Annotated in this window: 16 protein-coding genes; all 16 read right to left on the minus strand. The window is 48.4% G+C overall.

Translation table 11 applies throughout. From position 1 onward, the window contains the following. Positions 1-137: 137 nt before the first annotated feature. Positions 138-584, minus strand: a complete 447-nt coding sequence (locus JWG88_RS14140) for a Smr/MutS family protein (RefSeq protein ID WP_205234437.1) — start codon at positions 582-584, stop codon at positions 138-140. A gap of 164 nt (positions 585-748) precedes the next feature. After that, positions 749-2,929: a RelA/SpoT family protein gene (locus tag JWG88_RS14145; RefSeq protein WP_205234438.1), complete on the minus strand. Its 2,181-nt coding sequence runs from the start codon at positions 2,927-2,929 to the stop codon at positions 749-751. A gap of 18 nt (positions 2,930-2,947) precedes the next feature. Next, positions 2,948-4,657, minus strand: coding sequence for a proline--tRNA ligase (locus JWG88_RS14150; RefSeq protein ID WP_205234439.1), 1,710 nt, complete (start codon positions 4,655-4,657; stop codon positions 2,948-2,950). A 122-nt stretch (positions 4,658-4,779) separates the two neighbouring features. Then, positions 4,780-5,868, minus strand: coding sequence for a flavodoxin-dependent (E)-4-hydroxy-3-methylbut-2-enyl-diphosphate synthase (ispG, locus tag JWG88_RS14155; protein WP_205234440.1), 1,089 nt, complete (start codon positions 5,866-5,868; stop codon positions 4,780-4,782). Further along, on the minus strand, positions 5,865-6,602 hold the full coding sequence (tsaB, locus tag JWG88_RS14160; RefSeq protein ID WP_205234551.1) for a tRNA (adenosine(37)-N6)-threonylcarbamoyltransferase complex dimerization subunit type 1 TsaB: 738 nt from the start codon (positions 6,600-6,602) through the stop codon (positions 5,865-5,867). The genes ispG and tsaB overlap by 4 nt, the downstream gene beginning before the upstream one ends. Next, positions 6,602-7,675: an RIP metalloprotease RseP gene (gene rseP, locus JWG88_RS14165; protein WP_205234441.1), complete on the minus strand. Its 1,074-nt coding sequence runs from the start codon at positions 7,673-7,675 to the stop codon at positions 6,602-6,604. Before rseP ends, tsaB begins: the two co-directional genes overlap by 1 nt. Before the next feature lie 86 nt (positions 7,676-7,761). After that, complete coding sequence (locus tag JWG88_RS14170; RefSeq protein WP_205234552.1) at positions 7,762-8,925, minus strand: 1-deoxy-D-xylulose-5-phosphate reductoisomerase; 1,164 nt, start codon at positions 8,923-8,925, stop codon at positions 7,762-7,764. Then, positions 8,925-9,719, minus strand: coding sequence for a phosphatidate cytidylyltransferase (locus JWG88_RS14175; protein WP_205234442.1), 795 nt, complete (start codon positions 9,717-9,719; stop codon positions 8,925-8,927). The genes JWG88_RS14170 and JWG88_RS14175 overlap by 1 nt, the downstream gene beginning before the upstream one ends. 2 nt (positions 9,720-9,721) lie before the next feature. Next, the gene (gene uppS / locus JWG88_RS14180) at positions 9,722-10,468 is read right to left on the minus strand and encodes an undecaprenyl pyrophosphate synthase (RefSeq protein ID WP_205234443.1); all 747 of its coding nucleotides are present in this window, start codon (positions 10,466-10,468) and stop codon (positions 9,722-9,724) included. A gap of 223 nt (positions 10,469-10,691) precedes the next feature. Continuing rightward, positions 10,692-11,246, minus strand: a complete 555-nt coding sequence (gene frr / locus JWG88_RS14185) for a ribosome recycling factor (RefSeq protein WP_205234444.1) — start codon at positions 11,244-11,246, stop codon at positions 10,692-10,694. A 34-nt stretch (positions 11,247-11,280) separates the two neighbouring features. Beyond that, positions 11,281-11,997: a UMP kinase gene (gene pyrH, locus JWG88_RS14190; protein ID WP_205234445.1), complete on the minus strand. Its 717-nt coding sequence runs from the start codon at positions 11,995-11,997 to the stop codon at positions 11,281-11,283. A gap of 220 nt (positions 11,998-12,217) precedes the next feature. Continuing rightward, entirely contained in the window at positions 12,218-12,814 is a 597-nt protein-coding gene (gene tsf / locus JWG88_RS14195) for a translation elongation factor Ts (RefSeq protein WP_205234446.1), read from the minus strand. Positions 12,815-12,985: 171 nt separating this feature from the next. After that, positions 12,986-13,804: a 30S ribosomal protein S2 gene (gene rpsB / locus JWG88_RS14200; protein ID WP_205234447.1), complete on the minus strand. Its 819-nt coding sequence runs from the start codon at positions 13,802-13,804 to the stop codon at positions 12,986-12,988. Between the two features lie 181 nt (positions 13,805-13,985). Further along, positions 13,986-14,741 carry a YkgJ family cysteine cluster protein gene (locus JWG88_RS14205; protein WP_205234448.1) on the minus strand — a complete coding sequence of 252 codons (756 nt, stop codon included), beginning with the start codon at positions 14,739-14,741 and terminating at the stop codon, positions 13,986-13,988. Between the two features lie 126 nt (positions 14,742-14,867). After that, on the minus strand, positions 14,868-15,257 hold the full coding sequence (gene rplQ / locus JWG88_RS14210; protein WP_205234449.1) for a 50S ribosomal protein L17: 390 nt from the start codon (positions 15,255-15,257) through the stop codon (positions 14,868-14,870). A gap of 99 nt (positions 15,258-15,356) precedes the next feature. Continuing rightward, complete coding sequence (locus tag JWG88_RS14215) at positions 15,357-16,397, minus strand: DNA-directed RNA polymerase subunit alpha (protein WP_205234450.1); 1,041 nt, start codon at positions 16,395-16,397, stop codon at positions 15,357-15,359. Positions 16,398-16,422: the final 25 nt, after the last annotated feature.

Genomic DNA, 16,422 nt, shown 5'->3' on the forward strand with positions numbered 1-16,422 from the left:
AACATTTCCCACTTATATACTCCTAACAGTTAATGGCATTTATATTTTTGGAAGGTTCTGAGATTATGGGTGTGACGTGAAGACCGCGGCATTAGTGCCTTACTCTTGAAAAACGGCCACAGTAGAGATGCGGCAGATCACATTTCTATAATGGAAACGCCTTTATTTTTTCTATTGAGATTATCATTTTGCGAGAGCAACGGCAATCGTCGCAGTAACGCTCTTGTTGCTCCGGTCTTTTTTGAGAAAAGCTCACCTGCAATATAGCTCCGTATAGTATTGTGTTCTTTATAAAAATCAAGCATTTTCCGACACTCAGCCCGAATTCGGCCGCCCTTGCCGCTGGCTCCATAACCATGAATAACGGTAATGACGCTGATCTCGTCATTTTTTGCTCTTTCCAGCTCCCTTGCCAGCTTCGCCAGAGCCTGCTCGACCGTAGGCCGTCCATATTCTATGTTGATTATGCGGTGAAAGCTCGTGGGTCTTTTCAATCTCCCGCCGGACTGTCTGGTCCCGCAAAAGGGACAGATGGATGAGTCGATACCCATCTCGTTTCCACACATTTCGCAAACATCTTCCATACCGCGTACTCACCTGCTTTCCAAGCAATATTTTGGGCGTCGAATTATTTTGTTAAAACTGTCGTAGAAGCCGCCTTATTCGTGCGGTTTCCAAAAAAGAGATACTGATTTCTGCTTATGAAATCAAGGCGAAGTGATCCTTTAAACCGACATCTTCTTCCGGACTATTTTCTCCTGACCGATATGACGTGCGTCATCTGACGCAGATGCTGGTTGATGATCTGCAGGTGCTCAAGGTTTTCTACCTCGACTGTGATGCGAATGTCAGCGGTATCCACTGGTGTTGTGTGTGCGGATATTTCGACAATATTGGCATTGTCCGAACTTATGGCTGCACTGATCTCGGCAAAAATGCCTCGCTTATTTTCGGCACTGACCAGGAGTTCCACCCGGTGCTGACGGTTGGATGTATTCGACCAGGAAACATCGATCCAACGCAGCGGATCGGTCTGTTTAAGATTGAGACAGTCCGCCTTATGTACCGAGACTCCTCGCCCCATCGTTATAAAGCCGATGATATCATCACCGGGTACCGGATTACAGCACTGGCTGATTTTAACCAGCATATCATCGATGCCGTCAATCTGAATAATGGCATCGGAACCTTCTGCAGGTTTTCGGGGGGTGCTGACATATACCCCGCTCTCTGCGGGTGTCAATGAGCTTTCTATCGCCTCTTTTTCCTGCCGCACTTCAGTGGGCAGCAGAAATTTCTCCAGATGCTGGACAGTAATCGTCCCGGATCCGACCTTTACCAGCATATCATCAAGAGAGTTGCAGTGAAGTTGCTTGAGCAGAAGCCTGATATGGCCGCTCTTCACCATCTTTTTTAAAGTGGTGTTATTCTTTTTCAGCTCGCGTTCACAGATTTCCCGCCCCAATTTTAATGCCTTCTCCTTCTCTTCCCGCCTCAGCCAGGAGCGTATGCGGGACCTGGCCCTGCTGGTTTTTACCAGATTGAGCCAGCCCCGCCTGGGGGTCTGGGAAGGAGAGGTTATAATTTCGACAATATCACCATTCTGCAGTTGATATTTAAGGGGAACCAGGCGACCATTCACCTTTGCTCCGGTGCAGTGGTCACCGACCTCGGAATGAATGGCATAGGCGAAATCGATAGGACAGCTCTCCTTGGGGAACTCCTTCACTTCACCGTTCGGGGTCAGAGCGTACACATCGGGATCATACAGCTCACCCCTGACGCTGTCGAGAAACTCTTTGGGGTCTTCGACTTCCTGCAGAGCGACCACCAGCTTTTTCAATTCCCTGAAAAGCTTCATGTCGTGCTGCTCTGCTTTCTGTCCTTCCTTATAGGCCCAGTGTGCCGCCACACCTTCCTGGGCAATCAAGTCCATCTGCTCGGTACGTATTTGTATCTCGATGAAATGCCCCCGCGGTCCTATAACCGTGGTGTGCATGGACTGATAGTTGTTTGATTTAGGTACGGATATGAAATCTTTAATTCTTCCCGGCACCGGGGCCCAGTTGGCGTGGATGGTTCCGAGGGCCTCATAGCATTCATTCAGGGAGTTGACAATAATGCGGAAGGCAACCTTGTCGTAGACATGTTCAAGAGGTATATTCTGAACGATCAATTTTTTATAGATAGAGTAGAGATGTTTCGGTCGTCCTATTATCCTGGTCGGTTTAATGCCGCTGGCATGGAGTTTTTCATTTAAGATGCCGATTACCTCGTCGACATAGATTTGCCTCTCTTCAAGCGAGCTCTCCAGTTTGCGGCTCAATTCTGCAAACTCGTCAGTATGCAGAAACTTGAAGGCCAGATCCTCCAGCTCCCTTTTCATCCAGTCTATACCCAGCCTGCCGGCAAGGGGAGCGTAGAGATCCATGGTTTCGCCGGCAACCTCACGCTGCTTTTCCCGGTCAACAGCTTCGAGCACGCACATATCCTGAAGACGGTCGGCCAGTTTAACCAGCAATACCCTGACATCGGAAGCAATGGCCAGCAGCATCTTACGCACGTTTTCCGCCTGGTGGGCAAGTTTACTGTTGTACTGCATGTCGGTAATTTTTGTCGAACCATCGACTATCTGGGCAACCGATGCACCAAACTTTTCACGCAGTTCATCGGTGGTGACACCATGTTTCAATACACCATGGAGAAGCCCTGAAAGAATAGTATCCAGATCAAGCTTCATGGAGGCCAGAGTAGAGGCAACCTCAAGGGAATGGAGGATGTAGGGCTCGCCGGAAAAATGTTTTTCTCCCTGGTGAACCTCCTCCACAATGTCCCAGGCCCGGTCAATAGGGGAAAGATCAACCCCCTGAAGGTGATTACCGGCAAGGACTTTAAGACCGCGTGTATTTATCGTTGGAATCTGTAACATACCACCTACCTATATTTCTCAGAGAGTTGCCTCAGCGACTCCTTTAACAATATAGGGCACCACGTCTGCAACCACTATTTCCTCAGTGACACCATCGCAGCGCCGCCGTATCTCAATCACGCCTTTCTGGGCGTAACTTTTGCCGACGGTAACTCTATAGGGAATGCCGAGAAGATCGGCGTCCTTAAATTTCGCTCCGGGCCTTTCGTCGCGATCATCAAGGAGTGTTTCAATCCCCTGATCCAGGAGATCCTGATAAATCTTTTCCGAAGCTGCTGTAATCTCGTTATCCTTGAGATCCAGGTTGAGAATAATCGCTTTATAGGGGGCCAGAGGCACAGGGAAAATAATACCGTTTGCATCATGATTCTGTTCAATGGCTGCGGCAACTACCCTGCTCACTCCGATACCATAACACCCCATCACAAAAGGCTTTTCCTGGCCTTCATTGTCTTGAAAAACAGCACCCAAAGCCACCGAATACGAATCCCCCAGCTTGAAAATATGGCCTACTTCAATACCTTCGGTAAGCTCAAGTTTTCCGCTACATAAAGGACAGAGGTCTTCAGTTGTTACCTGGCGCAAATCAGCTATGGATTCAACTTCGAAATCGCGGTGCATATTGACGTTTTTCAAATGAAAATTCTTTTCATTGGCGCCGGTGACGAAATTTCGCATGGCCTCCACCTGCTGATCGGCAACCAACCGGATCGAGCCGCCTACAGGGCCGAGATATCCACTGGAAACACCTGTGGCATCGAAGACTTCCTTGTCTTCAGCCATAACGATATCCGTGGCCTTGAGCAGGTTTTTGAGTTTTACCTCTTCCACTTCATGATCACCGCGCAGCAGGACTCCAACAGGCTCTCCATCTGCCAGATAAACCATGGTCTTGACCAGTTGCTCCGGGACGATATCCATGAACTTGCAGACCGCCTCAACCTTGCGCTTTCCGGGTGTTTCCACTTTTTCCATGGCCGACAGTTCAATGGAGTTATCCAGCTGGGGTGCGGCAACCCGAGCTTTTTCCATATTCGCGGCATACTCACATTTTTCACATATTACAATAGTATCTTCGCCGGTTTCGGCAAGGACCATGAATTCATGAGAGAAACTGCCGCCGATAGCTCCGGAATCGGCTTCCACGGCACGAAAATCCAAGCCACAGCGCTTGAATATTCGGTTGTAGGCGTCGTGCATCTTTCTATATGAAATCTCGGCCATCTGATCATTCATATCGAAAGAATAGGCATCCTTCATGATAAACTCTCTGCCCCGCATCAAGCCGAAGCGCGGACGAACCTCATCACGGAATTTTGTCTGAATCTGGTAGAGATTGAGGGGCAGATCCCTGTAGGAATGCACATCGCGGCGGATGATATCGGTAATCACTTCTTCATGGGTCGGGCCCAGACAGGACTCCCGTTCGTGGCGGTCTTTAAAGCGCAGCAACTCCGGTCCATATTTTTCATACCTACCGGACTCCTGCCAGAGATCGGCAGGCTGCACCATCGGCATCAACAGTTCCTGTGCTCCTGCCCTGTTCATCTCTTCTCTGACGATTTCTTCAACCTTGCGTATCGCGGCAAGACCATAGGGCAAGTAAGTATAGATGCCCGAGGTAAGTTTTCGCATAAACCCGGCGCGCAACATCAGTCTGTGGCTGACAACCTCGGCTTCTGCAGGGTTTTCCTTAAGAGTGGGAAGTAATGATTGTGAATATCGCATTATCGTTAGCCAGATTATTGTTAATAGTTATGAAGCAGTTAGGTCCTGAGTTCCACGATCATTTTTAAACTATCTCAAGATTGAGTCAACAGGAATCGGACACGCTCCGTAAACGGGCTGCTTCATTGCTTCTCCCGTCCGTACTGATCTTCCATCTTTTTCAGCTCAGTCATGAAAACCTCCAACAGATCGGCTTCGGCGACCTTTTTGTAGAGCTTTCCTTTCTTGAATATAATGCCGACGCCTTTACCGCCAGCGACTCCGATATCGGCCTCCCTGGCCTCTCCGGGGCCATTGACGGCACATCCCATTACTGCGACCTTCAAGGGGGCTTTCATGGTCTGCACATATTCTTCAACCTTTTCCGCCAGAGAGAATATATCGATAGGCGTCCTGCCGCAGGTGGGGCACGAGATCAACTCGGGCCCGCGTTGGCGGATCTGCAGGGAGCGCAAGAGTTCATAGCCAACACGAACCTCTTCCAACGGTGGTCGTGTCAGCGATATCCTGAAGGTATCGCCGATGCCCTCGAAGAGCAAAATTCCGAGAGCGACACTGGACTTGACACAACCGCCGATCAGCCCACCTGCCTCCGTCACCCCTATATGTAGAGGATAGTCCGTCCGTGCAGCCAGTTCTCTGTAGCCGTGAATTGTTGTCAGTGTATCTGAGGACTTGATCGAAATTTTTATTTCGTGGAAGCCCTGCTTCTCCAGTAATTGTATATTCCGCAGAGCACTTTCAATAAGCGATCTTGGATTCTCCGGGGTAGGATAGCCATACGTGCCGAGAAGATCTTTTTCAATGGAACCGCTGTTCACGCCAACCCTGATGGGCAGGCCGTGCATCTTGGCAGCATCGACAACACGGGCAAGTTTGCTTTCTCCTCCGAGATTGCCGGGATTGATGCGTATTGCCTGAGCACCATTTTCCATTGAGGCCACCGCCAGGCGGGAGTCAAAATGGATATCGGCAATCAGCGGAATGGAAATGCGTTCGCGAATAGAGCGCAAAGACAGGGCTGCCTCCATGTCGGGAACAGCTACACGAATAAGCTCACAACCGGCTCGTTCCAATCCGGCAATCTGAGCAACAGTAGCCTCAATGTCCCGCGTATCGGTGCTGGCCATGGATTGGACGCTTATAGGAGCATCTCCGCCCACCTTGACATCACCTACTGTAATCTGTCTGGTTTTTCTGCGAACGATCATCCTCTGAAATCCTTGCTTTGCTTTTTGTCGGCCAGACTAAGTTCGGCATCGGATGCCCGAACATAGACAGGAGCCGCCGTGGCCAGGTCAAGGTACTTGTTTTCACATAGTAATCTGCCGCACAATAGGCCAACTGCTGCAGCCGATGGAGCATGCAGCTGATACGGTGCAAATTTCACACGATCGCCTAGCTGCTCTTTCCAGAAATCTCCATAGGTCAAGACGCCATCACCAACCATAACGACGGGTTCATCGATTTTCCCGACCAGCTGTTGCGGAGAAAGTACTTGAATTTTATCCCTTCTAAGAAGTGAACCATCATCACCGCTATCATAAAAAGCTGTATAGACCTGTTTTTTTCGAGCATCGAGAACCGCACAGACAGTACCGCCGGTAAGGCACATTGACGCCAGCGCATCCAAGGTTGATACACCCAGAAGTTTCTTTTGAGCCGCCGCTGCAAAGCCCTTGGCGGTGGCCATTCCAATCCGCAACCCGGTAAAGCTGCCGGGCCCCAAACCCACCGCTACCCCTTCAATATCCGACCAGCCGGTTTCCGTCTCGTGAAAAAGAGTATCAACGATGCCAATCAGTCTTCTGGAATGGGTTATACTGGAGCTGAACGACAGACAGGCCAGGACCTCGCCGTCCATAAGCGTTCCTCTGGTCAAGGCTACACTGCTGCATCGTGTTGCCGTTTCCAGGGAAAGGATGAGCGGATACTGCGGAGACATCACTGAAACAGCCTCAGGATATCATTGTAGAACACAAAAACCATCAGGGTGGCGAGCAGAGCTATGCCAATCTGCTGCGCGATGATCTGAGCCCGCTCGTTCATAGGCTTTCGCCGAATGGCTTCCACTGTCAGAAAAGCCAGATGGCCGCCATCAAGAACGGGTATCGGCAAGAGGTTGAGAATTCCCAGATTGACGCTCAACAAACCAATGAAATAGGTTAAATTAACCCACCCCTCCCGCATTTGCTCCCCGGCGAGCTGGGCAATGAGGATCGGACCACCCAGTTCGCTAGCAGGAATGACCTGCTGCACTATTTTGGCAAAACCCATGCCGGTGAGATAGATGAAAAGCCATGTTTGCGAGAGCGCATCCTTAAAGGCCTGCAACCCTCCGACAGAGGAGTATTCGACCTCATTGTCCTTGACAATGCCGATCATATAGCGCTCTTCGGTCACTTCGCCAAACATATTTTTGGCATCATCAAGTTCAGGCTTCACCAACACCTCAAGGGTCCTGTTTTCTCTCTGTAGCAGAACATTTATCTCATTACCACCGCTTTCCTTGACCTTGTGAAGGACGTCAACCCAAAGCTTGGTAGGCTGGCCGTTAATTTCCAGCAAAACATCACCCTCCTGGATTCCCGCATGATATGCCGGTGAATCTTCGGTCACCATACCGACCCGAGTGGTTTCTACCGGTTGTGGAACTCCAACAACGCTGAACAGGAAAAAAAAGAGAAAAATGGGAAATATCAGATTAAACACGGGTCCGGCCAGTATGATTAAAAACCTCTGCAGCACACTTTTATGGGCGAACGATACCTTTTTATCGGCTTCCGGCACATCCTGCTCATCGGGGTTTTCACCAAACATCTTGACGTACCCCCCTAGCGGCAGGGCGGAAACGATGTATTCCGTCTCTCCCACAACTCGCCCAAAGAGCTTTGGCCCGAATCCAAGTGAGAACTTGAGTACTCTGACGCCGAAAAGTTTAGCGACAAGAAAATGGCCTAACTCATGAACAAAGATGAGCAGTCCCAAAACCAAAATAAAAGAAAAAAGTGTATTCATCAGCAGGGCAACGTTAAGGATAAATTTGAATGGATCTTGTAAGTTTATATGAAATTAATCATTAAAAGAAGAAATGCGACTACGGCTTACTGCAGTCGTTCTATAAGACGCCGCGCCACACTCCGTGCCTCTCTGTCCGCCTCCAATATATCGTCCAGACTGTTTTCGTCGCCGCTTCTCACTGTCTCCATAGTCTGCGCGACTGTTTCAGCTATTTGCTGAAAAGACAGACGATTATCAAGAAATGCCTCAACAGCTTCTTCATTGGCGGCATTGAGAACCGCGGGAAGGACGCCGCCCTGCTGCAGAGCATCAAAGGACAGGCGCAAAGCGGGAAAACGTCGGTAATCCGGCTCTTCAAAGGCGAGATTGCCGCACTGAGTGAGCCCAAGCCGGTTAAGGCGCAGAGGCAGCCTTTGCGGATAGGACAAGGCATAGGCTATGGGAATACGCATGTCGGGGATTCCTAGTTGAGCAAGGACTGAACCGTCCTGAAACTCAACCAGCGAATGAACAATCGACTGCGGGTGAACCACTACCTCGATATCCTCGCCGCTTATATCAAAAAGCCAGCGCGCTTCGATAACCTCAAGCCCTTTATTCATAAGGGTTGAAGAATCGATTGATATTTTTCTCCCCATGGACCAGTTGGGGTGCTCCAGCGCTTGGGCAGGGGTGACATTCTGCAATTCTGCAACTGTTTTTTCTCTAAACGGTCCTCCGGATGCGGTAAGGATTATCTTATCAACATCCTGCCGTCTCCCTCCTTCGAGGGCCTGGAAGATAGCACTGTGCTCGGAGTCTATCGGGAAAAGCCGGATGCCTCTACGACGAACGGCATCCATGACGATCTTGCCGGCCATCACCAGCGTTTCCTTGTTGGCAAGGCCGATATCCTTGCCTGCCTCAATGGCGGCAAGAGTAGGCAGCAATCCGGCTGCACCGACGATTGCTGACACAGTAAAGTCCGCTTCTGCAAGGGCGCCGACCTGCTCGTTGCCGGAGTTTCCATAAACTATTATGTCGTGAAAATGCGGCGCTACCAGTTTTTTTAAATTCTCGGCATGATGTTCATCGATAACGGAAACACATTTTGGTCTAAACTCCGTCATTTGCTTACTCAGCTCCATCAGGTTTCGTGCTGCGGCAAGTCCCACGATCTCGAAATGCTCGGGGAATTCTCGAACGATTCTAAGAACGTTGACACCAATAGAGCCGGTTGAACCCAGGAGAGAGATTTTTTTCTTCATCATCCGGTGAAAATCAACAGGTAGTAGAGAACGGGAGCAGACAGGAGCAGGGAGTCGATCCTGTCGAGAATACCGCCATGACCAAGGAGTATCTTTCCGGAATCTTTTGTATCTGTTCCCCGCTTGATGATGGATTCGCTCAAATCACCGGCAATGCCGACACCGGTCAGCAGAATTGCCATGGGGACAAGAACGACCCAATTAATGTTATCAAGGAGAAAAACGGCAAATATCACAGCAATGACAAGACCGCTTATCACTCCGCCGATAGCGCCTTCTATCGTCTTATTTGGACTGACATTTCGGCAGAGCTTATGTCTGCCCCAAGTCCTGCCGCTGTAATATGCTCCCGAATCAGAGCCCGCAGTTATGGCCACCAGTATGATGAGCCAGTAATTGCCTTCAGGCACCAGCCACAAAAGAACCAGATGAGCCGCAAAAAATCCGACATAGACGGCACCGAACACGAGCCTGCTTAAGACCCCAAAACTATCGGCTAGTCTGGTATAGTTTGTCAGTATATAACAAATAGATAAAAAAACGGAGAAAAAGAGCCCGCCACAGAGTCCGGCTTCGTGCCATAAACCGCTGAGAATGACGGGAAGCGCGAGGGAGGTGGAAAGCATCAGCAATTCGGGATTGCCGGTATCCGACGGCAGCGCCATTTTCAGATATTCATGAGCGCCGATTAAAGCTATAATTACAACAACCAGCCAAAAGGCAGAAAAAGAACCGCTGAGGAGTAAAAAAAGCCAGCAGGAGGCCAGCGCAATACCCGGTACAATTCTTTTCATCTCTATCCGGTCCTCAGCTGTGCCCCGGTCTTGCCGAAGCGGCGCTCTCTGTTCTGATATTCCGCCAGGGAATTCAAGAAAGCATCTTTTCTGTAGTCAGGCCACATTGTTTCGGTGAAAATTATCTCGGCATAGGAGGCCTGCCACAACAGAAAGTTGGATAATCGCTTCTCTCCTCCGGTTCGGATAAGAAGATCAGGATCGCAAAGATCGGAAGTATAGAGATTATCAGAAATTGTATCCTGGTTAATGTCGCCGCTGTCAAGTATTCCCTGCCGGCACATGTCGGCGATTTTTCTGACTGCATGGACAATTTCATCACGTGATCCATAACTCAAGGCAAGATTGAGAATAAGCTTATCGTTTTTCTTGGTCTTATCAATGGAATCAAGCAGTACGCCACGAACACCGTCTGGTATTCTATGAAGGTCGCCGATACAGGAAAGCCTGATATTGTTGCTGAGCATCCGGGAAAGCTCTGACTCCAGATAGTTCTGAAGAATCGACATCAAGCCGGAAACCTCACCATCGGGTCTCTTCCAGTTTTCGCTGGAGAAAGCATATAGAGTCAACACTTCAATGCCTATTTCTCCGGCGACCTCGACAATTTCCCTGACTGTTGAAGCACCGGCCTTATGCCCATAGAGCCGTGGTTTTTTTCTTTGTTCGGCCCATCTGCCGTTGCCATCCATGACTATGGCAACATGACGGGGTAATCTGGTTTGATCAAGCTCAGGATCCGTTGGCATAATAAACTGATAAGAGATAAGTCGGTCAAAAGAGAACGTCGCCGTAAACGGGTCCGCAATGAGGGTAAAGAGTAGCGCCGGTTGAGTTGGGCTTTAGTGCCTTACTTTTTAAAAACCGTCACAAAATATAAACTGAAAATGTATTTAAATCATGAATCGGCCTCTACAGCCAAACCATTTATACCCCTCAAGAGGGGACTGTAAAGAGTCCAGCTCGGCTGGATTAGACCTCCATGACTTCCTTTTCTTTGGAGGCGGTAATCTCGTCAATTTTTTTAATATGACTGTCGGTTTCAACCTGAGCTTCTTCCTGAAGTTTGAACAAATCATCTTCAGAAATTTCTTTATCTTTTTTCTGCTTTTTCAGGATGTCAATAGCATCACGCCGGGCATTGCGCACGGCGACGCGAAACTCCTCCGCCACTTTTTTCACCTGTTTGACAAGTTCCCTGCGCCTCTCCTCCGTAAGCTGGGGGATATTCAATCGAATTATCTTGCCATCACTCACAGGGGTAAGGCCGATGCTGGCTTTGAGAAGCGCTTTTTCAATCGCTGGAAGCATCTGCGGATCCCAGGGCTGAATAGAAATCATTCTGCTCTCCGGAATGGTAAGCGTGCCAACTTGATTAAGAGGCATCGAACTGCCGTAGGCGTCTACCATGATATCCTCCAAAAGCGCAAGTGAAGCGCGCCCGGTCCGGACCTTCGAGAGCTCCTGCCTGAAAGCTTCGACACTTTTCTCCATTTTTTCGGACATTTCAAAAATCACATCACTCATTGTCTGCACCTCTCCTGTACTGCTTATACGATGTTTATTCCGCGCTGATAATAGTACCGATACTCTGTCCACTTACTGCTTTAAGTATATTACCAGGTGTATTCATGTTCAGAACCAGAATAGTCTTTTTATCACCTTTTGCCAGAGCGATAGCCGTTGCATCCATTACCCGAAGATCCTTGATAAGGACTTCATCAAAAGTTAGCTTCTCGTAGCGTATAGCTCCTTGATGTACGACAGGATCCTTGTCAAAAACACCGTCTACCTTTGTGGCCTTGATGATGATATCGGCATTAATCTCCAATGCCCTCAGGACACCGGCGGAATCTGTGGTGAAATAAGGGTTGCCGGTTCCAGCGGCAAAAATGACAGCTCTACCCTTTTCCAGATGACGAGTTGCCTTCCTTCTGATATAGGGTTCACATACCGACTGCATAGGTATAGCCGACATTACCCTGGTATCTACGCCGACACGCTCCAGGGCGTCCTGCAGGGCCAGACTATTCATGACAGTTGCCAGCATCCCCATATTATCGGCGGTCGCTCTGTCCATACCCTTGCTGGCGCCGGCAACACCTCGAAAGATATTGCCTGCACCAATCACTAGGCCAGGTTGAACACCCAGGTCGATGATCTCTTTTATTTCTTTTGCGACATAGGCAATGACATCGGTGTTGATTCCGTAAGAATCGTCACCCATTAGAGCCTCACCACTGAGCTTCAACAATACCCGTTTGTACTCTATGTGCATCGCATGATCTCCGCTGAGTTTTTTGGAAAAGGAGAAGAAGTTTACTGCAGGCCTCCGGCAGTCGAATTATGACAATCCTGAGAAATAGATCTTTCTCTCAAGCTCACTTTTGTGCTATGAATTCACCCTAAACAAGGTTAAACTTCAGTTAAGAACTTGACCTTACAGCCTTATTGAGTGAGCATGACTCCGAACCGCCAAAGTGTCAAAGTATCCTGATTTACTCTTCGCCTATCTGGAAACGGACAAATCGTTTAATCGAAATATTTTCTCCCATCTTACCAACCAGATCAGTGAGAATATCCTGAATTGAGCGTTCCGGATCCTTGACAAATTTTTGCTCGAGAAGGACGATTTCGGCAATAAATTTCTCAACCTTGCCGGTCACCATCTTCTCAATGATGTTTTCGGGTTTTCCGGATTCCAGTGCCTGTTGGATATAGATATCCTTCTCTCTGGCTACGATATCTTCCGGCACTTCTTCGCGGGTAACGGAAACAGGATTGGCAGCGGCAATATGCATGGCTATATCGCGGGCAAAATCGTTAAATTGATCCGTCTTCGCGACAAAATCGGTCTCACAGCCGACCTCAACCATTACACCGAGTTTCCCGCCGGCATGAATATAGGTGGCAATTACACCTTCGCTGGTCGCTCTGCCCGCGCGTTTTGCGGCAACAGCAAGACCTTTCTGGCGAAGAAGATCAATAGCCCTTTCCATATCGCCATTGGTTTCAGTCAACGCCTTTTTACAATCCATCATGCCTGCAGCGGTCTTATCGCGCAGCTCCTTTACCATCTTGCTTGTTATAGTCATGGTAAATCCTCCATTAGTCAGCGCCGGGGCGCTTTCTCTTTCATTTATGAAAACGTAAAGCTTCTATAAACCAAAGCCTTTGCGTTAATACGGAATAAAGGGGCTGCCACAGAAGACAGCCCCTATAAATCTTGAACATCACATAGTGCACGTTGTGCTTTTACCTGGCTGCTACTCTTTTTCAGAAACCTCAGAGGCTGCAGGACTTTCCGGAACTGCGGGAGCGGCCGGAGCCGATTCCATGCCAGCAGCTTCAGCCTCGCCATGAGCGGCGGCCATAGCTTCTTCTGAAGCCTCTTCGCCATCTTTTGCAGCCTGGCCACGCAGTACGGCCTCAGCCATCTGGTTGCTGATCAGACGAATGGACCGGATGGCGTCATCATTTCCTGGGATAATATAATCGATTCCATCGGGATCACAGTTGGTATCGGCAATGGCGACTACTGGAATATCAAGCTTTCTCGCCTCACTGACACCGATTGATTCTTTTCGGGGATCGACAACAAAGATAACACTCGGCAAAGATCGCATGTCTTTTATGCCGCCGATATTTCTCTCAAGCTTGATCCTTTCCTTCTCCATCAGCAGAATTTCTTTTTTAGGAAATCGGTTGATGGAACCATCCTCCTGCATCGATTCGATAGCTTTTAATCGATCAACACTATTTTTTATGGTTTGAAAGTTGGTCAGCATGCCGCCCAGCCATCTATGGTCAACATAATACATACCGCAACGCCGCGCCTCTTCTTTTATAATGGCCTGTGCCTGTCTTTTGGTGCCGACAAAAAGAACGGTTCCACCATTAGCGACTTCATTTTCGACAAAACTGCAGGCCTTGTCGAACAGTCTTTTGGTAAGATCCAGATTGATTATATAGATGCCGTTGCGTGGTCCGTATATATACGGTTTCATCTTCGGATTCCAGCGACGTGTCTGATGACCGAAATGCAGACCAGCCTGAAGCATATCTTTTACACTTACATTTGCCATTTTTAAATCTCCTTTTCTGGTTTTTCCGCCATCCCCATTTAATCACCTTTAATCGATGACACCAGTTGTTCAGGGATGTGTGTTATTTAGCTGCCTGTTGAGAGGATGCTTTCCTCATGTTTACAAAAGTAAAACAAATCTGTTTACCATGACAGGCTATATATTGCAAGAATTCCTCGACTCATTGCCTTTTTATGAGTGAAGATTTTCCTGAAAAGATTAACTTAAGCCATTCAAAACCGAATTTAAGCAATTCACTATCCTCGCTGAGGATCCGCCTTTTAAGATCCTTGGCCATCTTAAACTGCTGTAAAACATTTTTCTGTTCTACAAATCCGCGAAAACCGTCTATATCATAACAAACCATAAAAGCGAATCGTTGTTTTTCACCGCCAACACCTTCCCCTTTCCATGGATTAGTTGAAAATAATGTATCAATTTCACCCCAGAGGTCATTCATGAGATTAAACTGCTCCAGTCGCTGCTGGCGAACCCACTGCTTTACCGTCAGATTTTGCTCTTCCTCATGCCCCATACAGTAATCATGATTGGTCATGAAGTAGAACTCTCTCTGCCGGTCCGCACTGGGTTTTCTGTCGATGGCTCGCTCGAGAGGATATGTCCTGCAGGCAGAAGGCCTGTCACTGTAAACGGTACAACCGCCGGAACCGAGAAACGGACACCAACCCCTCTCATCAAGTTTGAGCATCACCGCGGGAAAATAAGGGTTATCGCCACTAACCACGCGGGAATGCTGATACAGGAATTCTTCAGAATCAAGCTTAACTGCCTGCCTTAATCGCAGTATATCATAGGGGAAGAGCTGCATGTCGACATTTTTGCAGCACAGGGTAAAACAGGACACTCCCGGATGACAGGAAAAGGTAAAGGGGCTGCTCTCGAGGGGAACCATTCCTTCGGGAAATATTTTTTCCATACAAAAACCTTCCTAACCCAGCTAAGCTTGATAAGAACCTTTAGACCACAAATAAAAAAGCTGGTATGAGTATAATACTCATCCCAGCTTTTTCAACGTTTCAGCTCATGCGGAAAAAAAACGAATTTACTCTTCGCTTGCTTCTTCACCGAGATCTTCTTCATATCCGACAAGTTCAATGATTGCCATTGAAGCGGCATCGCCCTGGCGTGTGCCGGTTCTGATAATCCGGGTGTAGCCGCCATTGCGGTCAGCAAATTGACTACTGATCTGATCAAATAATTTAGTGACGACGTCCTGCTTCCTGATGTAACTCAGCGCCTGGCGCTTGGCATGCAAGTCTCCACGCTTGGCGAGTGTAATCATTTTCTCAGCGATAGGACGTACTTCCTTAGCCTTCTCAGCAGTGGTTACGATACGCTCATGCTCAAAAAGCGAGGTAACCATGTTTCGAAACATGGCTTCACGATGGGAGCTGGTACGACCAAGCTTTCTGCCGGATTTTTTGTGTCTCATGTATCTATCCTCAACTTATGTTGATAGTTTCAGTTGGCTCTATTGTCGCCTTCGTTATACGAAGACCTACCTGGTGTCTGTCGATGGACGGACACAACCTTATTCATCCTCGCTGGGAACTCTGTCCGGAGGTGTCCAGTTCTCAAATTTCATGCCCAGGCTCAGTCCCATTTCCGACAGCAGCGACTTAATTTCATTGAGAGACTTTCGTCCGAAATTTTTGGTCTTCAGCATCTCTTGATCGGTTTTCTGCGCCAGGTCCCCGATAAAATGAATCTCTGCATTCTTCAGACAATTAGCTGAACGTACAGACAGCTCAAGATCTTCAACCGGTTTGTCAAGATAGGGATTAAGAGGCTCGACATCCTGCTCTTCCTCATCGGCCTTTTCAGGCTCGGCGGCTTCCTCATCAAAATTAATGAAAATAGTCATCTGCTCCTTGAGGATTTTTGCAGCATAGGCTACAGCGCTCTCGGGTTTGATGGAGCCATCCGTTTCTATTTCCAGGGTCAACTTATCATAATCGGTTCGCTGACCAACCCTGGCCTGAGAGACCACGAACTGGATGCTCTTGACCGGAGTAAATATCGCATCGATAGGGATTTGGCCGATTGACAGATTTTCTTTATCCTGCTGTTCGGCAGGCTGATATCCCTTCCCCCACTCAACGGTCATTTCAGCTATAAAGGTTGTCTCTCCGGTAAGGGTACAGATAACCTGTTCAGGATTCATGATCTCCACGATACCACCAGAGCTGATAATATCTCCGGCAGTAACCACACAGGGCCCTTTTTTCTCAATCCGGACTACCTTTGAGTCCTCGCTGTTAAGTTTGGTGCGCACCTGTTTGATGTTGAGTATGATCTCACTGACATCTTCGGAAATATCCTTCATTGAGGTAAACTCATGCAGGGCGCCTTCAATCTTGACAGTGGTGATGGCTGCACCCTGAATGGCTGCAAGAAGGATACGTCGCAAAGAATTGCCAATCGTGGTCGCAAACCCTCTTTCAAGCGGCTGGCAAATAAATTTACCGTAGTACTCGGTATGGCTTTCCTTGTCCACTTCAAGTTTCTCAGGCGCTATGAGTTCATGCCAGTTCCGATAAAATGGTATATTTTCCTCGACAATCTGGGTCATATAAATCCTTCTTTGTTTTTTCTAC

Source organism: Desulfopila inferna (assembly GCF_016919005.1).
In the GTDB taxonomy this organism is placed as follows: domain Bacteria; phylum Desulfobacterota; class Desulfobulbia; order Desulfobulbales; family Desulfocapsaceae; genus Desulfopila_A; species Desulfopila_A inferna.

Coding starts and splice junctions, on each gene's coding strand:
- JWG88_RS14205 (WP_205234448.1), bottom strand. CDS start 14,741: ATGGAAAAAATATTTCCCGAAGGAATGGTTCCCCTCGAGAGCAGCCCC.
- JWG88_RS14175 (WP_205234442.1), bottom strand. CDS start 9,719: ATGAAAAGAATTGTACCGGGTATTGCGCTGGCCTCCTGCTGGCTTTTT.
- uppS (WP_205234443.1), bottom strand. CDS start 10,468: ATGCCAACGGATCCTGAGCTTGATCAAACCAGATTACCCCGTCATGTT.
- JWG88_RS14150 (WP_205234439.1), bottom strand. CDS start 4,657: ATGCGATATTCACAATCATTACTTCCCACTCTTAAGGAAAACCCTGCA.
- tsf (WP_205234446.1), bottom strand. CDS start 12,814: ATGACTATAACAAGCAAGATGGTAAAGGAGCTGCGCGATAAGACCGCT.
- pyrH (WP_205234445.1), bottom strand. CDS start 11,997: ATGCACATAGAGTACAAACGGGTATTGTTGAAGCTCAGTGGTGAGGCT.
- JWG88_RS14145 (WP_205234438.1), bottom strand. CDS start 2,929: ATGTTACAGATTCCAACGATAAATACACGCGGTCTTAAAGTCCTTGCC.
- tsaB (WP_205234551.1), bottom strand. CDS start 6,602: ATGTCTCCGCAGTATCCGCTCATCCTTTCCCTGGAAACGGCAACACGA.
- JWG88_RS14140 (WP_205234437.1), bottom strand. CDS start 584: ATGGAAGATGTTTGCGAAATGTGTGGAAACGAGATGGGTATCGACTCA.
- rpsB (WP_205234447.1), bottom strand. CDS start 13,804: ATGGCAAATGTAAGTGTAAAAGATATGCTTCAGGCTGGTCTGCATTTC.
- JWG88_RS14215 (WP_205234450.1), bottom strand. CDS start 16,397: ATGACCCAGATTGTCGAGGAAAATATACCATTTTATCGGAACTGGCAT.
- rplQ (WP_205234449.1), bottom strand. CDS start 15,257: ATGAGACACAAAAAATCCGGCAGAAAGCTTGGTCGTACCAGCTCCCAT.
- JWG88_RS14170 (WP_205234552.1), bottom strand. CDS start 8,925: ATGAAGAAAAAAATCTCTCTCCTGGGTTCAACCGGCTCTATTGGTGTC.
- ispG (WP_205234440.1), bottom strand. CDS start 5,868: ATGATCGTTCGCAGAAAAACCAGACAGATTACAGTAGGTGATGTCAAG.
- frr (WP_205234444.1), bottom strand. CDS start 11,246: ATGAGTGATGTGATTTTTGAAATGTCCGAAAAAATGGAGAAAAGTGTC.
- rseP (WP_205234441.1), bottom strand. CDS start 7,675: ATGAATACACTTTTTTCTTTTATTTTGGTTTTGGGACTGCTCATCTTT.